Source organism: Halovivax asiaticus JCM 14624 (assembly GCF_000337515.1).
GTDB lineage: Archaea > Halobacteriota > Halobacteria > Halobacteriales > Natrialbaceae > Halovivax > Halovivax asiaticus.
On record NZ_AOIQ01000002.1, the window covers coordinates 50,770 to 69,555 of the forward strand.

Annotated in this window: 24 protein-coding genes and 1 tRNA gene; 11 read left to right on the forward strand and 14 right to left on the reverse strand. The window is 61.7% G+C overall.

The features are described from left to right. The first annotated feature begins 65 nt into the window (after positions 1–65). On the forward strand, positions 66–509 hold the full coding sequence (locus C479_RS00250; protein ID WP_007696213.1) for a DUF7344 domain-containing protein: 444 nt from the start codon (positions 66–68) through the stop codon (positions 507–509). Between the two features lie 267 nt (positions 510–776). On the opposite strand, the gene C479_RS00255 is transcribed toward C479_RS00250, so the two are convergent. The 3 genes from C479_RS00255 to C479_RS00265 form a co-directional block, all read right to left on the reverse strand. Then, positions 777–1,163, reverse strand: a complete 387-nt coding sequence (locus C479_RS00255) for a PaaI family thioesterase (protein ID WP_007696217.1) — start codon at positions 1,161–1,163, stop codon at positions 777–779. A 94-nt stretch (positions 1,164–1,257) separates the two neighbouring features. Further along, positions 1,258–1,632: a hypothetical protein gene (locus C479_RS00260; protein ID WP_007696219.1), complete on the reverse strand. Its 375-nt coding sequence runs from the start codon at positions 1,630–1,632 to the stop codon at positions 1,258–1,260. Positions 1,633–1,724: 92 nt separating this feature from the next. After that, positions 1,725–2,648 (reverse strand): ABC transporter permease, encoded by a 924-nt coding sequence (locus tag C479_RS00265; RefSeq protein ID WP_007696221.1) that lies wholly within the window; start codon positions 2,646–2,648, stop codon positions 1,725–1,727. Between the two features lie 319 nt (positions 2,649–2,967). Between C479_RS00265 and C479_RS00270 the strand changes: the two genes are divergently transcribed. Continuing rightward, positions 2,968–4,167 carry an ABC transporter permease gene (locus tag C479_RS00270; protein WP_049906982.1) on the forward strand — a complete coding sequence of 400 codons (1,200 nt, stop codon included), beginning with the start codon at positions 2,968–2,970 and terminating at the stop codon, positions 4,165–4,167. A gap of 135 nt (positions 4,168–4,302) precedes the next feature. On the opposite strand, the gene paaE is transcribed toward C479_RS00270, so the two are convergent. The 6 genes from paaE to C479_RS00295 all read right to left on the reverse strand — a co-directional run bounded on the left by paaE (position 4,303) and on the right by C479_RS00295 (position 9,220). Further along, complete coding sequence (paaE, locus tag C479_RS16335) at positions 4,303–4,470, reverse strand: 1,2-phenylacetyl-CoA epoxidase subunit PaaE (protein ID WP_015300908.1); 168 nt, start codon at positions 4,468–4,470, stop codon at positions 4,303–4,305. Between the two features lie 4 nt (positions 4,471–4,474). Next, positions 4,475–4,891 (reverse strand): 1,2-phenylacetyl-CoA epoxidase subunit PaaD, encoded by a 417-nt coding sequence (paaD, locus tag C479_RS00275; protein ID WP_007696227.1) that lies wholly within the window; start codon positions 4,889–4,891, stop codon positions 4,475–4,477. 88 nt (positions 4,892–4,979) lie between these two features. After that, entirely contained in the window at positions 4,980–5,897 is a 918-nt protein-coding gene (gene paaC / locus C479_RS00280) for a 1,2-phenylacetyl-CoA epoxidase subunit PaaC (protein ID WP_007696228.1), read from the reverse strand. Then, positions 5,897–6,220, reverse strand: coding sequence for a 1,2-phenylacetyl-CoA epoxidase subunit PaaB (gene paaB / locus C479_RS00285; protein ID WP_007696230.1), 324 nt, complete (start codon positions 6,218–6,220; stop codon positions 5,897–5,899). Before paaB ends, paaC begins: the two co-directional genes overlap by 1 nt. Positions 6,221–6,222: 2 nt before the next feature. Beyond that, positions 6,223–7,164: a 1,2-phenylacetyl-CoA epoxidase subunit PaaA gene (gene paaA, locus C479_RS00290; RefSeq protein ID WP_007696232.1), complete on the reverse strand. Its 942-nt coding sequence runs from the start codon at positions 7,162–7,164 to the stop codon at positions 6,223–6,225. A gap of 256 nt (positions 7,165–7,420) precedes the next feature. Beyond that, positions 7,421–9,220 (reverse strand): NAD(+)/NADH kinase, encoded by a 1,800-nt coding sequence (locus C479_RS00295; protein ID WP_007696235.1) that lies wholly within the window; start codon positions 9,218–9,220, stop codon positions 7,421–7,423. A gap of 361 nt (positions 9,221–9,581) precedes the next feature. Here C479_RS00295 and C479_RS00300 point away from each other — a divergent pair, with 361 nt between their 5' ends. Next, entirely contained in the window at positions 9,582–9,764 is a 183-nt protein-coding gene (locus C479_RS00300) for a hypothetical protein (RefSeq protein ID WP_049906992.1), read from the forward strand. Between the two features lie 113 nt (positions 9,765–9,877). Further along, positions 9,878–10,051, forward strand: coding sequence for a hypothetical protein (locus C479_RS16390; RefSeq protein ID WP_169317765.1), 174 nt, complete (start codon positions 9,878–9,880; stop codon positions 10,049–10,051). Between the two features lie 190 nt (positions 10,052–10,241). Here C479_RS16390 and C479_RS16395 read toward each other — a convergent pair whose 3' ends face one another. Then, entirely contained in the window at positions 10,242–10,406 is a 165-nt protein-coding gene (locus C479_RS16395; RefSeq protein ID WP_007696241.1) for a DUF7838 family putative zinc beta-ribbon protein, read from the reverse strand. A gap of 89 nt (positions 10,407–10,495) precedes the next feature. Here C479_RS16395 and C479_RS00305 point away from each other — a divergent pair, with 89 nt between their 5' ends. The 4 genes from C479_RS00305 (at position 10,496) to C479_RS00320 (ending at position 12,133) form a co-directional block, all read left to right on the forward strand. Beyond that, on the forward strand, positions 10,496–10,768 hold the full coding sequence (locus C479_RS00305; protein WP_007696243.1) for a hypothetical protein: 273 nt from the start codon (positions 10,496–10,498) through the stop codon (positions 10,766–10,768). 184 nt (positions 10,769–10,952) lie between these two features. After that, positions 10,953–11,366, forward strand: coding sequence for a hypothetical protein (locus tag C479_RS00310; protein WP_241430139.1), 414 nt, complete (start codon positions 10,953–10,955; stop codon positions 11,364–11,366). 97 nt (positions 11,367–11,463) lie between these two features. After that, entirely contained in the window at positions 11,464–12,000 is a 537-nt protein-coding gene (locus tag C479_RS00315) for a cob(I)yrinic acid a,c-diamide adenosyltransferase (protein ID WP_007696246.1), read from the forward strand. Positions 12,001–12,058: 58 nt separating this feature from the next. After that, a tRNA-Val gene (locus C479_RS00320) sits at positions 12,059–12,133 on the forward strand. Positions 12,134–12,515: 382 nt separating this feature from the next. On the opposite strand, the gene C479_RS00325 is transcribed toward C479_RS00320, so the two are convergent. Then, a complete protein-coding gene (locus C479_RS00325) occupies positions 12,516–13,700 on the reverse strand; it encodes a trans-sulfuration enzyme family protein (RefSeq protein WP_007696247.1) in 1,185 nt (394 codons plus the stop codon). Positions 13,701–14,371: 671 nt separating this feature from the next. On the opposite strand from C479_RS00325, the gene C479_RS16700 reads away from it, so the two are divergent. The 3 genes from C479_RS16700 to C479_RS16180 all read left to right on the forward strand — a co-directional run bounded on the left by C479_RS16700 (position 14,372) and on the right by C479_RS16180 (position 15,659). Next, positions 14,372–14,866, forward strand: coding sequence for a hypothetical protein (locus tag C479_RS16700; RefSeq protein ID WP_241430141.1), 495 nt, complete (start codon positions 14,372–14,374; stop codon positions 14,864–14,866). A 6-nt stretch (positions 14,867–14,872) separates the two neighbouring features. Then, the gene (locus C479_RS15915) at positions 14,873–15,208 is read left to right on the forward strand and encodes a hypothetical protein (RefSeq protein ID WP_152415765.1); all 336 of its coding nucleotides are present in this window, start codon (positions 14,873–14,875) and stop codon (positions 15,206–15,208) included. A gap of 226 nt (positions 15,209–15,434) precedes the next feature. After that, positions 15,435–15,659, forward strand: coding sequence for a plastocyanin/azurin family copper-binding protein (locus C479_RS16180; RefSeq protein ID WP_338034083.1), 225 nt, complete (start codon positions 15,435–15,437; stop codon positions 15,657–15,659). Between the two features lie 118 nt (positions 15,660–15,777). Here C479_RS16180 and C479_RS00340 read toward each other — a convergent pair whose 3' ends face one another. From C479_RS00340 to C479_RS00350, 3 genes are all read right to left on the reverse strand, one after another. Further along, positions 15,778–16,791 (reverse strand): hypothetical protein, encoded by a 1,014-nt coding sequence (locus C479_RS00340; RefSeq protein WP_007696261.1) that lies wholly within the window; start codon positions 16,789–16,791, stop codon positions 15,778–15,780. A 142-nt stretch (positions 16,792–16,933) separates the two neighbouring features. Continuing rightward, positions 16,934–17,710: a hypothetical protein gene (locus tag C479_RS00345; RefSeq protein ID WP_007696264.1), complete on the reverse strand. Its 777-nt coding sequence runs from the start codon at positions 17,708–17,710 to the stop codon at positions 16,934–16,936. A 90-nt stretch (positions 17,711–17,800) separates the two neighbouring features. Continuing rightward, entirely contained in the window at positions 17,801–18,745 is a 945-nt protein-coding gene (locus C479_RS00350) for an SDR family NAD(P)-dependent oxidoreductase (RefSeq protein ID WP_007696265.1), read from the reverse strand. Between the last annotated feature and the right edge of the window lie 41 nt (positions 18,746–18,786).

An 18,786-nucleotide genomic window follows, 5' to 3' on the forward strand; every position in this document is an offset into this window, starting at 1 on the left:
ATTGTTGGCGCTCGCCACTTAGGGTCGTCCGGTTCTTCGTACCAGGTACGTCGGTGGTTGTCCGGGTGACGACGGATGGCGTTCACACGCTCGCCCTCGTCCCCCGCATCGCCGACGCGGTGGCTCGGCCGTCGGCGCTCTCCCGTTCGCGGTGGGACGCCTCGATGGCCGACGCCGAACGACGCGCGATATCCATGACACAGGCATACCCGCACCCCACGATCGAACTGACCGAACAGAACGACCTGACCGACAGCGAACGGTACCGTCTGCTCTCGTCGGAGCGTCGGCGCCGCGTGCTGGCGATTCTCGCGAACCGGAACGGTCCGATCTCGTGTGACGAACTCGCCGGGATGCTCGTCGCCGAACAGGGCGGGAGCGACGCGAGCGAGGACGGCCGCCGTGACGTGGCCATCTCGCTCCATCACTCGGACCTGCCGATGCTCGACGATCTTGGAATCGCCACGTACGATCCCACGGCGAACGTCGTCGTCGGCCATGGGCGCTGACCGTCCATCGACGGGTCGAACTGCACCAGTGAGCACCGCTCGGCGGTAGCCGGCACCATCGCGCGTTTTGCCGGCGGTGAGTACTTTACACATCCAACGCCGTAGCCAGTACATCGTCGCCAGTCGGCCGAATCGAGTTCTCGCGCCTCCTTCGATCCGAACAACCGGTAGTCACCCGAAGCGATCGCTCTCGGATCGGTCGAACAGCGGAGTCGACAATCGACCGAATCGATTACTCGCAATGCATCTGAACGGCGGAAAAGGCCGTCACCCGGTCTTGTAGACGCCACGAGCGTCGGCGACGTGCGTGTCGTCGTCCGCTGCGTAGACGTCGACGTCCACGACACCGACGTCGCCGCCTTGCCTGACGACGTCCGCTTCGGCGTAGAGGTCGCCCGTGCCAGCGCTCAGGTAGTCGATACGCATGTCGATCGTCGGCACCGGCTGGTCGACCAGCGAGACGAGCGCCGCGCCACCGACCGTGTCGGCGAGCGTGAACGTGACGCCGCCGTGAGCCATCAACCGGTCTTCGTTCCAGGAGAGGTCCTCGGTCATCTCGAGTTCGCCCTCGGCGTGTCCGTCGGCACACGCCGTGACGTCGATCCCGAGCATCGATGCGAACGGCATGCCCTCGAAGAATGCTTGCGGATCCATACGGAAGCATGCGCGTTCCTATCGTATAAACGAGTTGGACTATCGATATCCGATGTGGTGTACGATCGAGTGAGCCCACTCCTGAACGGCGGATTCAATCACCGTCGTCGATAGTGATCTCGACCCAGACGCGGGCGCGGCCCTGGTTGCGTTCTGGTCGCACGAAAATGCGGTGGGTCCCGGTATTTTCGATCGAAAACGTCGCCCTGGGCTCGTTGTCCCGAAGCCTCGCTTTCCCGATTCCAGTACCGTCGGGACCGGCAACCTGAACGAGGGTGGAATCGGGTGTCACTCTGCGCGTATCGATCCGAACGACGAGCGTCTCGTCGCTCGCGACGTGCATATCGAACGTCGGATCCGCTTCCCACTCGCGGACCGGTCGATGAATCCGTCGTTCCTTCTGGCCCCGAGCGAGGCACCCGGCCGTCGAGAGCCCGAGAACGGTGACGACGAACGATCGACGATCCATGCAGATTCATCTCCTTAGTCCACGAACATTATTCTACCGCTCCGGAGCATCATCCAAGTCGGGAGCTAACCGAGTTCCGGGACTCGAGGCGGTCACCGACGACCGGTATCGACTCGCGGATCGAGCGCTCGGTACGCGAAATCTTGGAGCGCGTTCGCGCACACGCCCAGAAAGACGATCACGATCACGCAGCCTAACAACACGGGTACGTCCTTCGAGTTCGCCGCTCCGAACACCAGAAGGCCGAGCCCCTCGATTCCGAACAGCACCTCGACGACGAAGACGGAGAGGACGAGCAATCCAAGCGCTTCGGTAAATAGCATCGATAGCAGTGGTATCGCCGCGTTCGCGAGCACGTGTCTCGCGACGCGTACCCGTGTCGCTCCCTTGGCACGGACTAGCTTGACAAAGTCGCTCGTAACGTACTCGAGCGACTGGGCGCGTGCGTAACTCACGTAACTCCCCGTGAGCGTTACAGCGATGAGTGCCACGGGAATCACGTGCTTGAACAGGAACGAGGAGTAGGGGATTCGTCCCGAGATGGAATACGAAAGGAGCATGCCGCCGATCCAGAAATTCGGGATGGCGAACAACACGTACGTCGCTACGACGCCACCATTTGCCACGCGGCTTCGGGGCCGGATGGCCGCGAAGAGTCCAATGGCGATGCCCAAGAGGATGGCCAGGAGGATTGCTGGACCGACGTACTGCATCGTTCGCCAGAGTGCGTTCAGTACCAGTGGAAGAACAGGCTCGCCAGGGGTGTAGACGTATTCGTTGACGGCCGGTCCGCCGCCCTGTGCACCTCCCCAGTCGAGCGTGAACATCCGGATGAGCCAGTCGACGTACTGTTGCCAGAACGAGCCCTCGCCAGTGAGGCCGGGCGGTCGCGCTCCCGCTCGTGGCATCATGAAATCGCTCGTAACCGTAAACAACACGAAGACGGCCGTTACTACGGCCCAGACGGCGGTTACTGCGAGACCGAGTTGTTTCAGAACGAGGGTCGTTTGTCTCATACTTCCGCCTCCATCCGCTGCGTCTGCGGTACGGGTCGTCGGCCCGCGGACGCTACCTGTGTGAACACCCCAGACACGTCGACGGGCGTCGACTCGAAACTGAGTCGACCCAATGGTCTATGCGGTACGAATGTACCAGTCGGCATTCCAGACCGGCCGATCGGCCGCACGGATCTGTCTGTCACCGGCCCGTCCATGTCAACTAATCTACGCGCATGGTGATAAAAATCTACCGTCGTCGACCCATTACCGGGGAGCTCCGGGTCCGTTAGTATAGATAGATTTATGATATTCTATTTTATGTTTGCGACTAGCGTCCATGCAAGACGTCGGCACTACCGAATCCTTCGAGGATGTCGACTGGTCCTCGATCTCCCGGTCTCGACGGCTGATTTCGTGGGAGCTGGGAACGCTGATAATCGGTTACGTTACGCTCTCGTGCCTTTATGCAACTGACCAGTTGTCCGTCGCCCCATCCCTGCTTAGCACTTGGAGACCGGAATTCGTCGAGTGGGTGCTTCTGTACGGCGTCGTTTTCCTCGTGGCATATGGTGTCGTCCCGGTTGCCCGCAATCGTCACGCTGTCTGGCGTCTCCTCACTCGACTTCAGAACAGGCCCATCACTATCTTTGCCGGTCTCTACCTGCTCGTATTCTTCGTAGTCGGACTCTTCGGCCCCATCGTCTACGAGGATCCCGGCCTCAACTTCGGATACGCGTTTCAACCTCCGATCGGGTTCAGCGGCGAGTTAACGGCCCCACAGTGTGCGGGGGACGTAACCGGCGGCGCGTTCGACCGTCGCTGCCACGGCTCGTGGAGCTATCCCCTCGGGACGAACCATCGCGGCTATCCCCTCGGCTATCTGTTGATCGAGGGTGCTCGAATCGCTGTCTACGTTACCGTGTTCACGGCGGCGTTCGTCGTCCCGATCGCCACCGGTCTTGGGATCGTCACCGGTCTCCACGGGGGCATTGTTGACGACATCCTGATGTCGATTATCGACGTTCAGATGTCGATTCCAGCCATCCTTCTCTACTTCGTTGGATACGCAATATTCAACCCGTCCCTCCTATTATTGCTGGTCTCCTTCGGACTTCTGAGCTGGGGCGGTATTACTCGTCTCGTCCGAAGCGAGACGTTGCGACGGCGGGAGCGCGGCCACGTGCTCGTCGCGAGGAGCCTGGGGGCGCCGAATTCCTATCTCGCTCGGCGGCACATCCTTCCGAACGTGACAAACACCGTCGTTCCTGCGATGTTTCAGTTGCTGGCCCTGTTGGTGCTGATCGAGGCGGGAATCGCCTTCCTCGGTTTTCACGAACTCGAACTGTACTCCTGGGGATCGACGATCAGTGAGTCTATCAACGCTCAGATCGCCGGACAACATCAGATTCGTGCCGATCGACCGGCGTCCGATATCTGGTGGGTGTCGGCATTTCCCGCGCTCATCTTGACCGTCACGATCTCCGCTCTCAAGGTCGTCGGCGACGGGCTACGAGACGCGCTTGATCCACGGCTGTAAGTCGGTTCGTGGTCGGTAACGTGATTCGTACTAGCTGAGCCTACGCCACCGCCGATCGAGTGATTACCACGGGCGGACTGTTTTCGTGTGTTCGCTAGGCACCCAACCAGCCCTGCCGTTCGTATCGCGGGCCGTTCACTCGAACTTCTCGAACGGCTGTTCGCAGGCGGTACAGAAGTGCATGGACCGACAGAGCGACGGGCCCTTCGGGTGTTCGCGTTCGGTCTCCGTCGAGCCGCAGTAGGGACACTCGGCGCCCGATTCCTCCCCGCTCGTGGACACGCTGGGATCGAATCCTCTCATGCTCTTAGACGCTCAGTCCGAAGTCTCGCAGGTCCTCCTTGCCCGCCTCGGTAACCAGTTCGACGGACCATTCCGGGCTCCAGACGAGGTTGATGTCGACGTCGTCGACGCCGTCGACGGCTTCGATGGCCTCGTGCACATCGCTCTGGAGCATGTCTCGGGCGGGACAGCCGCTGTAGGTCAGCGTCATGTCGACGCGTGCGCGGCCGTCGTCGACACCGACGTCGTAGATGAGGCCCAGATCGACGATGCTGACCGGCATCTCCGGGTCCTCGACCGCGTAGAGGGCGTCCCAGACCGCGGCGTCGACCCCCGTGGCGCCCACACCGGTTGCTGGCAGGTCGTCGATGGCGGGACCCTCGCGGTACTCGGTGTATCCGCAGGGCGTGGCGTCGGTCTCGGGCTGTGTTTCGGATGTCATCTATTGTGGTGTGTGGCTCGTGTCCGGTGATGTGGATCGTGTCCGGTGGTATGTTGGTTGTGTCGGGTGGTCGCTGCGGGTCGGTCACTCACTCGGGGCGGTCCATGATCATCGTCGCATCCTCACGGCCGAGCTCGCGGTAGGTGTGCGTGAAGTCCGCGTAGAGGGTGTCCCAGTCGTCGGTGTGGCGCCCGTTGCGACCGCACGCGTCGGGGACGAGTTCGTCCGTAATTTCGCCGTCTGCGGGTACGGGCGTGCGGAGGCCGTGGGATTCGAGCGTCGGCACGACGCGGTCGAGCCAGCGTTCGCCGAGCGTCGCGAGGGAGTCGGTCCGATACCCTTCGGCGACGATGGTCTCCTCGACGGTCGCGGCGTCGGGGAGGGCGTCGGTGTCGGTGTACTGGGACCCCGCTCCGTCCCCACTGACCGTCTCAGCACCGAACGGGACGGGCTCGGTCGGGACGAACAGGGCCAGTGCGTGTGGGAAGAGCCGGTCGACGGCGGCCTGGAGGTGGTCGCCTCCCTCGTCATCGGTGGCCAGCCGTTCGAGCCAGTTTTCGGCGTGTTCTGTGTGGTAGCCTTCCTCGCGCTGGATCTTGCCCACGCGGTCCGCGATGGCCGGGTAGGCCGATTCCTCGAGGGACTCGAGGCGGAGCCCCTCGGCCACGTCGAACAGATACGAGCGAACGATCGCGTCGGCCCACTCGCCCTCGGGGAACGGCAGTTCCGAAAGCGTCGCGTGGCGGAACGTGTCGGGGTCGCGCTCCCAGAGCAGGTCGGTCTCGTCGTAGCCCAGTTCCTCGAGCAGGTCGTACCAGAGGCGAGCGTGACCGAGTTCGTCCTGGGCGATGTTCGCGAGCGCGAGGTCGGATTCGAGCGTCGGCGCGTGGACCTGCCACTCGGTGTAGCGTTCGGCGAGGACGAACTCGTCGTCGGCGAGCGTGCGCAGTTCGGTTTCGAGCGCGAGGCGCTGGTCGGGTGTGAGTTCGATCTCGGTGGCTGCCATCAGTCATCACCTCGCTGGCGGTCGGCTTCTGCCTGTTCCTGTTCCTGCTGGGAGGCGATGACCTCCTTCGCGTGTTCCGTGCTGGAGGTGTACGCCATCGCCCAGCGGTAGGACTTGTCGGTGGTGCCGCCGAAAGCGACCTCGTCGGCGTCGACCTCGCCGACCTCCTCCTGTGGGACGACCCAGAGGCTTTCCGTCGGCTTGCGTCGACCGTGTTGGATTACCGCAAACTGTTTCGCCATCTCGCGGTCGGGCGCGTGGACGTTCCCGCAGTGGGTGTGATAGTCGCCGGGTTTCTCCTGGCGGAAGACTTCCCAGATCATGGTCAGTCGGCCGCCGGGGCGGCCTGGCTCCCGGGTAGGTTGGCGTCGCCTTCGATCGTGTCACGAACCCAGTCGACGGCCTCCTGGGCGGCCTTGCGCGAGTCGATCTGGCCCTTGCCGGGCTCGTACTCGTTCTTCGAGACGGTGAAGAACTCGTCCCAGTCGAGGTCGTCCTCTTCGACGTGGTACTCGCCGTCGCCGACCTCCTCGATGCGCGGGTACTCCGGAATCTCGAGGCCGTAGGACTTCGCCTTCGGGACGTAGGCGTCTAAGAAGGCGTTGCGGAGTTCGTCGTTGGTCTTCTGTTTGAGGCCGACTTCCGCGGAGAAGTCGTGGTGGGTGGACTTGTCGTCGGTCGGGCCGAAGAACTGGATGATGCGCGGCCACCACTCGTCGAAGGCGTCTTGGAGCATCTGTTGTTCCTTGCGCGAGCCGGTCGCCATCCGGGCCATGATGTCCTCGCCGTGTTTGACGTGGAAGCCCTCCTCGAAGCACACCTTGTCCATCGCGTGGGCGTACGGTTCCCAGCTCGAGGACTTGAGCGTCGCCTGCCGGCGCATCGCGGCGCCGTCGACGAAGAAGGCGATCATCGGCACCTCGGCCCACGACTCCATCGGGTAGTGGAAGCAGTTCAAGAACTTCCCTTCCCCGTTCGCGAGTTCGTCTAACATCTCCTCGCGGGTCTTGATGCCCAGTGACTCTGCGGCGCGGTATAGCAACTGGCCGTGGCCGATCTCGTCCTGAACCTTCGCGGAAAACGCCAGCTTACGGTCGATCGACGGCGCCTGGCGGATGAACGGCTTTTCGAGGTACGCCCCCATGATCTCGCTGTTGGCGTGGAACTGGATCATCCGTGTCGCCGCCTTTCGGTACTTCTCGGGCATGTCGTCGGCGGGCGAGAACTCCCGCGGTCCTGCCCGCTCTTTGACGGTTTCGACGTCCATTGCTATCTCTGACTACTTGTCCCACCCCGTAAGTGATTCTCCCGTATGTATGGGGGTTTTATAAAGGAATGTGAAACAGCGTGCGAATCGGCTGTAATGTCAGACGAACTGGCATTTTCGACGCGATCGTCACATTGGTGGTCAGGTGGATACGAACCGGTGCTCTCGTCGAGCGATCGAAGCTGGCACTGGTGACTGGCGCTTGCCTGGGAGGTTCGTCGACAGGAGAGGCACTGCTGATAGCAGTGGGTGGCCGTTAGTCGTCCACGGCGGTTGTCTCCCCGAGGTGATCCAGCAGTCGCTCGTGGAGCGGACCGTTCGAGCCGAGAAGCGGGGTTCGACCGTTCCGCTCGAGTTCGAAGGGGTACGGATCGCCAGCGTCGTCGGTGATCGTCGCGCCCGCCTCGCGCGCGATGACGATCCCGGCGGCGACGTCCCACGGGTAGGTATCGTACTCCCAGATTGCGTCGGTGCTGCCACTCGCGAGGTAGCAGAGGTGGAGTGCGGCACAGCCCAGTCGGCGCACGCCCCGGGCCTGCTGGTAGAACTGGGTGAGAAACGAGCCGTCTGGATCGTAGCCCGATAAGAGCATGCTCTCGTCGAGTCGGGTCCGATCAGTCGTTCCGAGCGGGGTGCCGTCGACGTAGGCGCCCTCTCCGGCGACCGCGCTGAACGTCTCGTCGGTCTCGGGGACGTGGACCACGCCGAGGATCGGCTCGGCGTCGGCGACGAGCGCGATCGAGACGGCGTAGTTCGGATTGCCGTGGGCGAAGTTGCCCGTCCCGTCGAGTGGATCGACGACCCAGGTGTAGGTGGTGGCGTCGTCGCCAGTCTCCGCGTCGTTATCGTAGGGAAGCTCGTCCGTCGTAACCGCTTCGTCGGGAACCGCTGGGCCGCCGGCTGTCCGCGTCGACGCCCGTTCCCCGCCGGCGATCCGGCCTTCACTCTCCTCGGAGACGATGGCGTGACTGGGGAACTCGTTCGCGATCACGGTCGTAATGATCCGATCAGCCTGATGATCGGCCTCGGTGACGAGGTCCGATTTGTCGGATTTGTAGGTGACGTCCTCGACGCGACCGTGGAGTTCGCGGAGGGGCTCTGCGGCGCTGTGGGCCGCTTCGACGGCGATGCGTCGGGCACGTTCGATCATGGACTCGGGTCGGGCTTCGGTGAGCGCCTCGAAGCCGGTCGGCGGCTCGGCGTCGTCCTCGCGGATGGACCAGCCGAGTTTCTTCGTGATCGCGGTGAAAAAGCCGTAGCCGTAGGAGGTACGGACGATGTGGGCGCGAGTGTCGGCACCGGTGATCAGGACGTCGTCGGTCGGGTCGAGGACCGTGTGAACGCGACCGCCGTCGACGGTGAGGCTGGTCTCGCCGTCGGGTCTGACATGGATCTCGCTGGTCGGCGAGCAGACGATCGGCCGGACGCCGAGGGCGTGGGTCTGGAGCGGGATGAGCTGCAGCGCGTAGTTGTTCGCCGGGTAGTGAAGCGGTCCGTTCGCGGAGAGGGAGACGCCGGTCGATCCGGTCGGCGTCGACACCGCGAGGCCGGTCCCCTCGAACTCCCCGACGTACTCGTCGTCGATGGTGACGTCGAGCGTCGTCACCTTTCGGCCGATCGGGCTCTCCGGCGGGACGTGCTCGACCATGACGTCGTTGATCCCCGTAGTGTCGATACCCGGCGCATCGATCGCGAGTTGCTGTCGGCTGTCGACCCGGGCACGCCCGCGGATCGCCTCGTCCAGCGCGGCTTCCATATCGGACGGATCCACTCGGGCCAGGAAGGAGAGCGTCCCTAGGTCGATGCCGAGCATCGGCACGTTCCGCGGAGCGAACGTCTTGATCCCCTCGAGGAAGGTGCCGTCGCCGCCGAGCGTGACCCCCAGCGTGGCCCGGTTCTCGTCGTAAACGGTCCCGATGTCGTCGCCCACGTCGACGGTCGAGAGGCCCAGCCCGCGGTCGGTACACCACGCCTCCAGACGCGCGAGCGCGTCGCCGGCGTCCGGACTGACGATCGCGACTACCTCGTCCGTCGTCGCCAGCCTGCGTCCCTGCATCGTGCGACGGATGGGTCGTGATGGGTAAATTCCTGTCGCACGGTGGCGACCGACCTGGGGTTCACTATAGGCGGCCCCCTCCTTCGTCTCGATGTGATGGGGATCTCTGTCACCATTCGTCTGGGAACCGGACAGCGGTGTTCGTCTGGTCGGGCCACTGTCGGTGGCGATAGAATTCATATTTCAGACAGATCCAATAGGCAAAAGACTCGTCAACTCGACACACTCGTATGAGCGATTCGCTACTCTTCGTCTACGAACGAACGGGGAAATTAGACTTCGACCAACTCAAGGCAGCGGAGATCCCGATCGCGTAGTTGATGGGGTTCTTCTTCGTGTTCGCGCTCTCTGGGTGCTGTTCATGAGTCGGTCGGTGGGTGCGCTCGGATTTTTGTTCCTCGTCGCCGGGCAGTTTTGGCTCGTTCTCGGCGGGGCTATCGTCCTCATGTACACGGCTTTGCGGGCGATCACTCTCGCACGCGTCGACATACCTGCGACCGGCGCCGACTCGGCGGGGCGCTCAGACCTCTCGGACCGACCGTGAACAGGCATCCCTCCAGCGAACGTGGCCGGTTCGTTCTTTCGAGCGTGGGCGGGGTGGCGCCGGAGCGCAGATCAGGGGCAAGAACGGAGCCGATCGAGCCCATCCATGTTCGTATGGGAATGGTCTGTGCGTACTGCGCCAGTGACGTCGACCGCCACGAGCCCGTCTACGTCACCGAGAACCCGACAGACACCGAGCACGAAGCGTTCTGCAACTACGCGTGTCTCTCGGCGTATATCGAGGCCAATCAGCTCACGTTCGGTGCGGCCTGTGAGTGGGAGTCATAAGTACACTGGGACGTTCACTTCGACCCGTACCCCTTCTGGGGCCTCGTTCCGGGCAAGGCGATTCCGTTACGTGGTCACGATGGGTGGCCCCACGTTGTACTCGCGACTCGAGCGTCGCGTGCCGAAAATAGGACGGTAGTGGAGTACGAACTGGCGGTCACCGACACTCAGAGCGGAGGAGCAGGCCGATCTAGGCCGCGCTGGAGTCGATTCCGTCGATCTGGACGAAGCCGTAGTCGCAGTCGGGACAGTGCCACTTGACCTTCTCGCCTAAGTGCACCATCGTGCTCGCGGCGCGGTAGAAGACCTTCTCCTCGCCGCAGTCGGGACACTCGTGCTCAAGTTCGAGGCTCATGTGTGGGTTTCCTTCGTGGACAGAATTGAGTGTGTTGGTTTCTCCGGCAGGTCGGAACCTAGACGACCCGGCGGAACGTTCGGACGGATATGAGTACGACCGTCCACGAACTGCGAAACGAGATCCGTCTGGCCGTCGGGAGACACGGGCGAATCGAATCGACGGCCTTCACCAAGGAGGCCCTCGCTGCGATCTGTGAAGCTGTCGACTACCGACCAGAGAGCGACGGCCGCCCGTCCAAGTCGGAGATGCGCGCCGGAATCTTGTGGACGCTCGACGAATTGGATACCGACGATCCTGCCGAGGCCGACCGTCCGTTCCGCAAGACCGAACTCGAATCCATCCTCGCGGCGCTTTCCTGAGGTGGGCGTCTCGCCGCCCGCCATTCGGGACGACGATCCGACTGGGCCTGCGGCGGGCTGGTCGTCGGTGAGTCGGTGACGACGAATTCGGGTCCGTCATACCCACCGGTGTCTGTTTTTGCGGGGTCGACCCCACTTCAAATCTTCACAGGATAAAGTTTGAGCCTATGATTGTTCGGCGCTCATGTCCGAACGTATGCCGCAACCGTATCGAGGTGGGCCCGACGGCACGTCTAGATTTGTGTTTGCCGATGGGCGAGAGGCGATACACGTTCCACGGGACAAAACGGACTATTCGGCTCTACAAGAAGGGTATCCGCTGGCGGAGGAGTTTCTGGACTATCTCTCCGAGGAGGATGTCGTCCTCCTCGCGATCGACGACGGCGAGCAGGTCTACGTGTTCGAACGGTCGCAGTATCAGCGGGGGAGCCGCGTCGGACACGCTCCGTACCCGATGAAGCGGGTCGCTCCGTTGGACGACGCGACTGTCGGACTGCAAACGAGCGGCGACGGTGGGACGGAGTCGTTCGAGGGGCTCGTCGACGGCGAACGTGAATCTAGATCGGACCGGGACGTATCTAGAGGACCTGATCACTGACGGGTACCGACGTGACGCACCCTGAGGGTTTCGTTCGGTCCCAGCCAGCTGGGTGCGGTGGCCCGGACTTATAGTGTGCCGTCGCAATGGCTCGCGTATGCCCATCTACACCGGTCGCGGCGACGAGGGGAAGACGGATCTGCGGGATATGTCCCGCGTCTCCAAGGCGAGCGAGCGGATTGAGGCCTACGGCACCGTCGACGAACTGAACGCGTTGCTGGGGACGATCCGCCCGACCGGTCACGAGGACGTCGACGACAAACTCGCGACCGTGCAGAATCACTTGCACGTCGTCCAGGCGGACCTCGCGAATCCGGACCCCGACGAGGGGGATCCACAGGTCGGCCCCGAGCACGCGGAACTGATCGAGACGTGGATCGACGAGTACGACGAGGAACTCGAACCGCTGACGTCGTTCATTCTCCCGACCGGCAGCGACAGCGGCGCTGCGTTACACCACGCCCGAGCCGTCAGCCGCCGCGCGGAACGGCGCGCCGTCGCGCTCTGGAACGAAGACGAGTCGATCAACGCCGACGCCGTCCAGTACCTGAATCGGCTCTCGGACGGCCTGTTCACCCTCGCGCGCGTCGTGAATCAGCGTGACGGGGAGGTCGAGGAAGCACCCGAGTACTGAGTCCGCGCTGGAATCTAACGGAACGTATAAGGGCAGCCGTTCGGTACAATCGGGTACCGGGTTGGTGATCTAGTCCGGTTATGATACCTCCTTCACACGGAGGAAGTCGGCAGTTCGAATCTGCCCCAACCCATCTCTCCGACGCACCAACGAGGAACGGAGTGACGAGTCTGCGTCGGAGAGGTGGTTGACAACGATTCGGACCCTGGAAGTCGCAGCGCCGAACGAAGTGAGGCGACCGTCTTCCTCCGGTTCGAATCTGCCCCAACCCACTGATTTTGCTGCGAGCAAATTCGCGAGCTGCAAATCCGTTCCGTTGGACAGTTCGAACTACGCAAGTCGCGCGCAGCGATGCGAGCACGTCTTGCAGCAGTTCGAATCTGCCCCAACCCACTTCTCCGACGCACCAACGAGGAACGGAGTGACGAGTCTGCGTTGGTAGCGTGATTATCGGGTAGCACAGGACGTCTTCCCGCTTGCTGACTGGGACGGTCGGGCAAATAAAGAACGTGCGGCTACGGGAGCGCCGTCTGGAGGTCCTCACAGAGGTCATCGGCGTCTTCGAGGCCAACGGATACTCGGACGAGGGTCTCGGAAATCTCCGCTGACTCCGCACTCCGACTGAATTCGTCGGGAAGCATCAGTGACGGCACCTCGATAAGGCTCTCGACCCCGCCGAGACTGGCTCCCGGCGTGAATATCACAAGTCCCTCGACGAACGCTTCGAGTTCGATGAGTGTCCCATCAAACTCGAAGGAGAGCATCCCGCTGTATCCCGACATCTGCTCGCTCGCAAGATCGTGTTGTGGGTGGCTCTCGAGGCCTGGATAGTGCACACGAGCGACGTGATCGTGGTTTTCGAGGAATCTGGCGACTGTTAGCGCGTTCCTCTCGTGGTGTTCCATCCGGGCAGGTAGTGTCTTGATGCCTCGCGCGACGAGATAGCAGTCGAACGGCGAGAGCATATTCCCGAACCCGACCCGCTGTGCGGATGACAATTGCTCGAAAACCCCACCGTCGTCGGTGATGACGGCGCCACCGATCGAGTCGGAGTGCCCGTTGAGATACTTGGTGGTGCTGTGTACGACGATGTCGGCTCCCAGTTCGAGCGGGGCTTGGTAGTACGGACTCGCGAAGGTGCTGTCCACCCCGAAGGGGGTATCGTAGTCATCGGCGATGGTGGCTATCGTTTGGATGTCGCATACCCTGATCAAGGGGTTCGACGGGGTTTCTGCCCAGATCAAGTCGGTATCCACATCGACTCCATCGGCGACGTTCTCGGGATCACGGGCGTCGACGAAATCGGTAGTAACGCCGAGTTGGCCGGCCATGTATTCCGTGAGCAGTTTTTCGGTTCCGCTATAGATGCTGTCCGAGGAGACGACGTGCCCTCCCGGGGGAACCAGTGACAGCATCGTCGTCGATATGGCGGCCATTCCGGAGGCGAACGCCAGCCCATGGTCGCCGCCTTCGAGGCGTGCTAGCTGCGCTTCGAGGGCTGCCCGCGTCGGATTGCTCTCGCGCGAATAGTCGTGTTCATTGGCGTCTGGCTCGTCAGCCCACTCGAACGTCGTCGAGAGGTGGAGCGGCGGGACGACGTCGTTCGTTCCACCTCGGTGCGGATGCGGTTCGGTCTGGCCTGTGCCGACCGCGATGGTTGCGAATCGATTCCGTTCGGATCGGTGCTTGTGTCTTGTCATCGGATGCTCACCACGGGACCCGCTCGGACCCATTTAGCGCGGTGTACAGAGGACTGTTCCCGGTTGTGAAAGATATGCATGAAGGTCCCGGCGAGGATGGCCAGTGACCAACCCCGATCACCCACTCCTTTTGCTGTGGCGGCGCGGCCGCCACGCGAGCGCCGCAAAGGATTTTCACTCGCGATCAGTGCTAAAGCAGCGCTTCTTCGCCCGCCAACCGTTTTCCCCGCACGTGGCATCGTGTGCCGTCCACCGTCGATCGTTGACCATCGGCGTTCGAATCTGCCACAGACTACTTTCGCACCTTATCTAGTGTAAACTAGTAAATTACAGAGACTGGTGAATTCGTCTCGCCTCCTCCAATAATTCACTGAGCTGCTTCACAACCCTTTGCGGAATCGCAGCACCTGCTCCGGTGCTCATTAGCAATCCGGTATATCTGGTGTATTCGCCAACTGTGGAGATTTTTACCATTCCACCACTTCGTCATATATACAACAAAAATAGAAACACCACTTCATCTGTATGGATAACTGTCTGATACCAGACATCATGGTGGCCGGAATATCCCCTTTTACGCGGCTAGAGGCCTTGGAGAGAACGTAGACAAATTGTCTGACCTTCAATATGTTGCCAGTATATTTACAAATGATCCGTCATACTGATCATATGTGACTAGAATATCACTTGAACAGCCTCGCGATGACGCGAAAACAATCTTAAAAGCCAGTTTGGAACTGACTGATGCCATTGATGCGTATACTGATGACGGTCAGCGTATTGTCGGAAAGCAAAACGCATCAGTCTTCGGTGGAAACGGAGCAAGGTTGATTGTTGAGATCCCAGAAATGCAGGAAAAGGATAAAGAAACGGTAGTGGAGGTGACTGCAGAGAAGAATGTGGCGATAGATATGGCCACAAGCCCTGAAGACATAAAGTCGGATTTCTTGAATGTAGTGAATAATTTGCGAAGAAAAGACCCGGAGGACGTATTGGACAATCTGAGTAAACGGATGTCTCCCAGCGACTCGAAAGAGGTTGGTAGCTCAAACGGGTTTGGCAATGACGCTGCAACTATGGGAAAAGGGTTTGCCATCAATTATATTGTGGTCATGGTCTTCATGGTTTTGTTCACATTCTTTATGATGGCTATGATGATGCCGTGACTACCCATGTCTAACGATCAAAATACTAACTCGGTTGGATGGGTGATAGTGGCTATAGGCGTCATCGTTCTTCTTATTGGACTTGGCATCCCTTCTACGCAAACCCACTCTGCTGAAACATGTGTTGATAGTCCATATGGGGGCCAAGATTGCTATACTAGTTCCGCTACCACGGCAAACCCATTATCTGGCTGGGCAACTGGCATGGGTGTATTTGCCATTATTGGTGGAATTGTTATTCTTCTACTCGGATCGGATGAAGCGGAATCTGTTACTTCTAACCCGCAGCAAACGGGGGATCGAAGTTTTGCAGAACAATTGGAAGAGCGCCAAGACGATTAGTTAATTAGTAACAGCAAGATTGAGACGTGAGTCGACTGGATCTACGGATACAACCGACGATCGGTACTGAAAAATTCCACGCTCGGGGCGAGCCCCCTGGCACTCAGGGGCACAGGAGCGACCGGACAATCGTCGATCAACGGGACCAAGAGGCCGTTACCGTCGGTGTCGGCACTGGCAGTCAAGGCTGGGAGTTCGATCCCGTCGCCATCGCCATCTCCCGGGAATCACCGTCCGCTGGGAGTTGACCGGTCGGGGTGGCGCACACAACGTCGAGGCCGAACCGGACGGGCAGATCGGCGGATCGGATTACGAGTTTAACTCCGGCGGCCCGACCGCCGCGAGCGGGACGACCTACGAGCAGCCATTCGACGATGCGGGTCTCGCCCTGTACCACTGCGAGCCATACCTGTCCGTCGGAATGAAGGGCGCGATCGTGATCGAATCGTAAGTCGGGGGACCAGCCGCTGGTACCCACCGATCACGATTGTTGGACGTCAGCGTCTCCCGTTTCGCGGCAATTTTCTACGGAAGCGAACTCTAGCAGGGGTATCAAGCGCAAGTGACGGTCAGACTACCCATTCGACCGGTTGGAGGGCGTACCATGTCCCCTCGTACTCGATATAGTGCGCGCCGCCATGGGGAAGCGAAAAGACGTCACGGGTGTCCTGGCCCATCCGATCGACACTCTGGAGGTGTGATTCGAGGGTTTCCAATGCTGAGGTGTAGAACGCATCGTCCGATTCCCCGTCGTATTCAGCACAGAACTCCAGCCCATCGGCATCGATTGCGTCGTCGAGCAAGGTTCGGACGTCCTCGTCCGGGTTCTCCAGGGTGATACCGTACGTATCCAGGAAGTGTGTCTCGAACGCATTCTGGTCACCGATCTGCCTCGAGACGTACCGCGTTCGCTCGATAGTACTCGATCTTGTACCGATTCGCTCGACCACGAAATATCGACCGAAGTGTTCGATTTCGTCGGGGAATTCCACGACGAGCCGATCTTGCCCACCGGCGAGGATCGACTCGTCTCGTGCGCTCTGGTCCAGATAGGCGGCGACGAAGGTGTCCGTCGACGACCGAATTCCTTCGACGAGCCGCCACAGATCGGGATCCGGGAGCGCGGTGGACTGGGTGCGCTCTTCGTCGCGTATCTCGTGGTACGATGTCTCAGTCACGCGGTACTTGGGGCCGGTGATCGACTCCGCGTCCGTGATCGTCGCGTCGAACGTGTACACCGTCTCCCCCCGGCGAACGTACGGCGAGGGCTGGAGCGGCGGGGCCCGATCGACCTCGATCGTCGTCGGTTCGCCATCGAGCACTCGGTCGATCCGCTCGGAGAGCCGAGGGATCCGGAGCGTCGGGTCGGCCGTTTTGATTTCTGCTCGCGAGACGGTGATCGATTCGACGAGCCCCTCAGCGGATACCGGGTCGATAGCCAGAGATGTCCCGTTGTCACAGCCACCGGTATCCATGTCGGATGACCCATCGTCCGGTTCATCCGGATCGCCTTGGCTGTCGAGACAACCGCCGACGAGAACCGTTGTGGCCGTGAGCGACGAGAGGAGGGCACGTCGTTTCATATCTCCATTCATGTGGACTAATATATGTGCTTTGTGTGATAACGTGCGCAACGAGTGACTCCGAACGTCTCCACACGGTACAATTCTAGTTCTGGGGACGCCGCATATCCACTACCGTCGGCCAACTCCGTCGTTGATGCCGTCACTGCGAACTCGGGCGCTCTCGCCCGGTAGTCTCGCCGTCACCATCGTACGGCCGGGCGTCGGCCAGGTCGAACAGGTGGGTGATGTCCTCCCGACCGTACTCGTCGAGTGCCGCTCGGAGGGCGCGGCAGGTGAGCGTCTCCGTCGCACCGACGGCGGCCAGTTCCAGATAGCGTTCGCCCAGGACAGGCACGTCTCGATTGGTGAGGTGTTCGACGCCGTGGATAGCCGTCGGTCGAGCTACGTCGAGATCGATTCCGTGTTCGAACGCCGTCCAGTCGGTCCCCTCGGTTTCGATGTCGACGCACTCGCAGGCCTCTTCGAGGGTCGTGTACTCGCCATAGGCCTCCCAGACGTCTGGCTGGAGATCGACGTGGGAAAGGAGTTCGTCGAAGAGGCGGTCGAGTCGATCGGCCGTCGCCGCGTGGTCGGCGGTGGTATCCTCGATGGTCTCGTTGACGGCCTTGACGCGTCCGCGGAGGTGTGGCAGGTCGAACCCTTCGCCGCCGTACGTCAGGCAGGGTGCAGAGTTGGTGGCGTCGTCTGCCCGGGCTTCGATCCAGTCACACGTTCGCTCGACGAGGGCGAGTTCCGAGGCCGGATCGGTCCCGTCGCGAAAGAGCACTGTCTCCTCTCGATCGCCATCGGCGGGGTCGAACGCGAGACAGACGGCGAGCAACTCGAAGTACGACGAATCGCGGAAATCGGGCGGCTTCTCGTAGGCGTCGAGCGTCGGACTCACCGTCTCGATATCGAGGGCGAACCGGTCGGTCATACGGAGAGTCCGCTCGCGCCGATGGGATTAACGTACTGATGCATCGCCGGGGATGCGGTCGGCGGGATCGATGCGACGCGTCGGTGGCCGTCATGTCCAGTCCGGATTCACGCCAGTGAGGTCGGCGCAGGTGTTCCAGAGGGCGCGTCGGTGTGTGCGGTCGTGGACCCGCGGATCCGGGTCTTTCGGCTCGGTGTTATCGTAGTAGATCCCGGCGCCCTCGTCGATTTCGTCGTCGACCAGGTGGACGATTGGGTCCGCGCCATCCGCGACGCTGGTGCCGACGAACGGGAGCAGGTCCGTGAGTCGGATGAACGCCCGAAGCGGGAGGCCGACGTCGCGGTAGAGGCCGCTTCCGGGGACGAATCCCGGGTGGAAGGCGGTGACGGGTACGTCGGGGAGGCGCTCGTCGAGTTCGGCCGCGAAACAGAGATTCGCGAGTTTGGAGCGAGCGTACGCGCCGAAGGCCTCGTAGTCGTCGGTGCAGGCGAGTTGGGCTGTGTCGAGCGTGGGCGCTGAGGCGGTGGTCGCCGTCTCGGTGCGCGCCGATTCGCCGGTCGACGCGGAGGGGTTGATCGGAAGCTCTCCCCGGGTGTGGATCGCCGAGGCGGTGACGACGATGCGGCCGTCTGGAGCGGCCTGGACGCGATCGAGCAGTTCGTGTGCCAGCAGGTAGGGGGCGAGCTGGTTGACCGCGAAGGTGAGTTCGACCCCGTCCCAGCCCTCGGCACACTCCGAGCTGCTGAGGGCGGCGTTGAGTCCGAGCGCGTCGAGCGTCTCGGTGTGGTCGCGGACTGCGTCGACCAGCGTGTGAACGCCTTCGGGATCGGCGAAGTCGGCGCGGAGGAAGGTGGCCCGGTTCCCAGCGGCTCGGATCTCGTCGACGAGGGTCTCGCCGCGCTCGCGATTGCGGCCGTGGACGAGGACGTCCCAGCCGCGGGCGGCGAGGCGTTTCGCGGCGTTGGCGCCGATGCCGGCTGTCGCCCCGGTGAGCAGGACCGTCGGTGGGTTCCCAGTTGCGTCGGCGTCGGACATGGAGAGCCGTTGTGCTGGACGGGAGTTACGTCTTCGGGCGC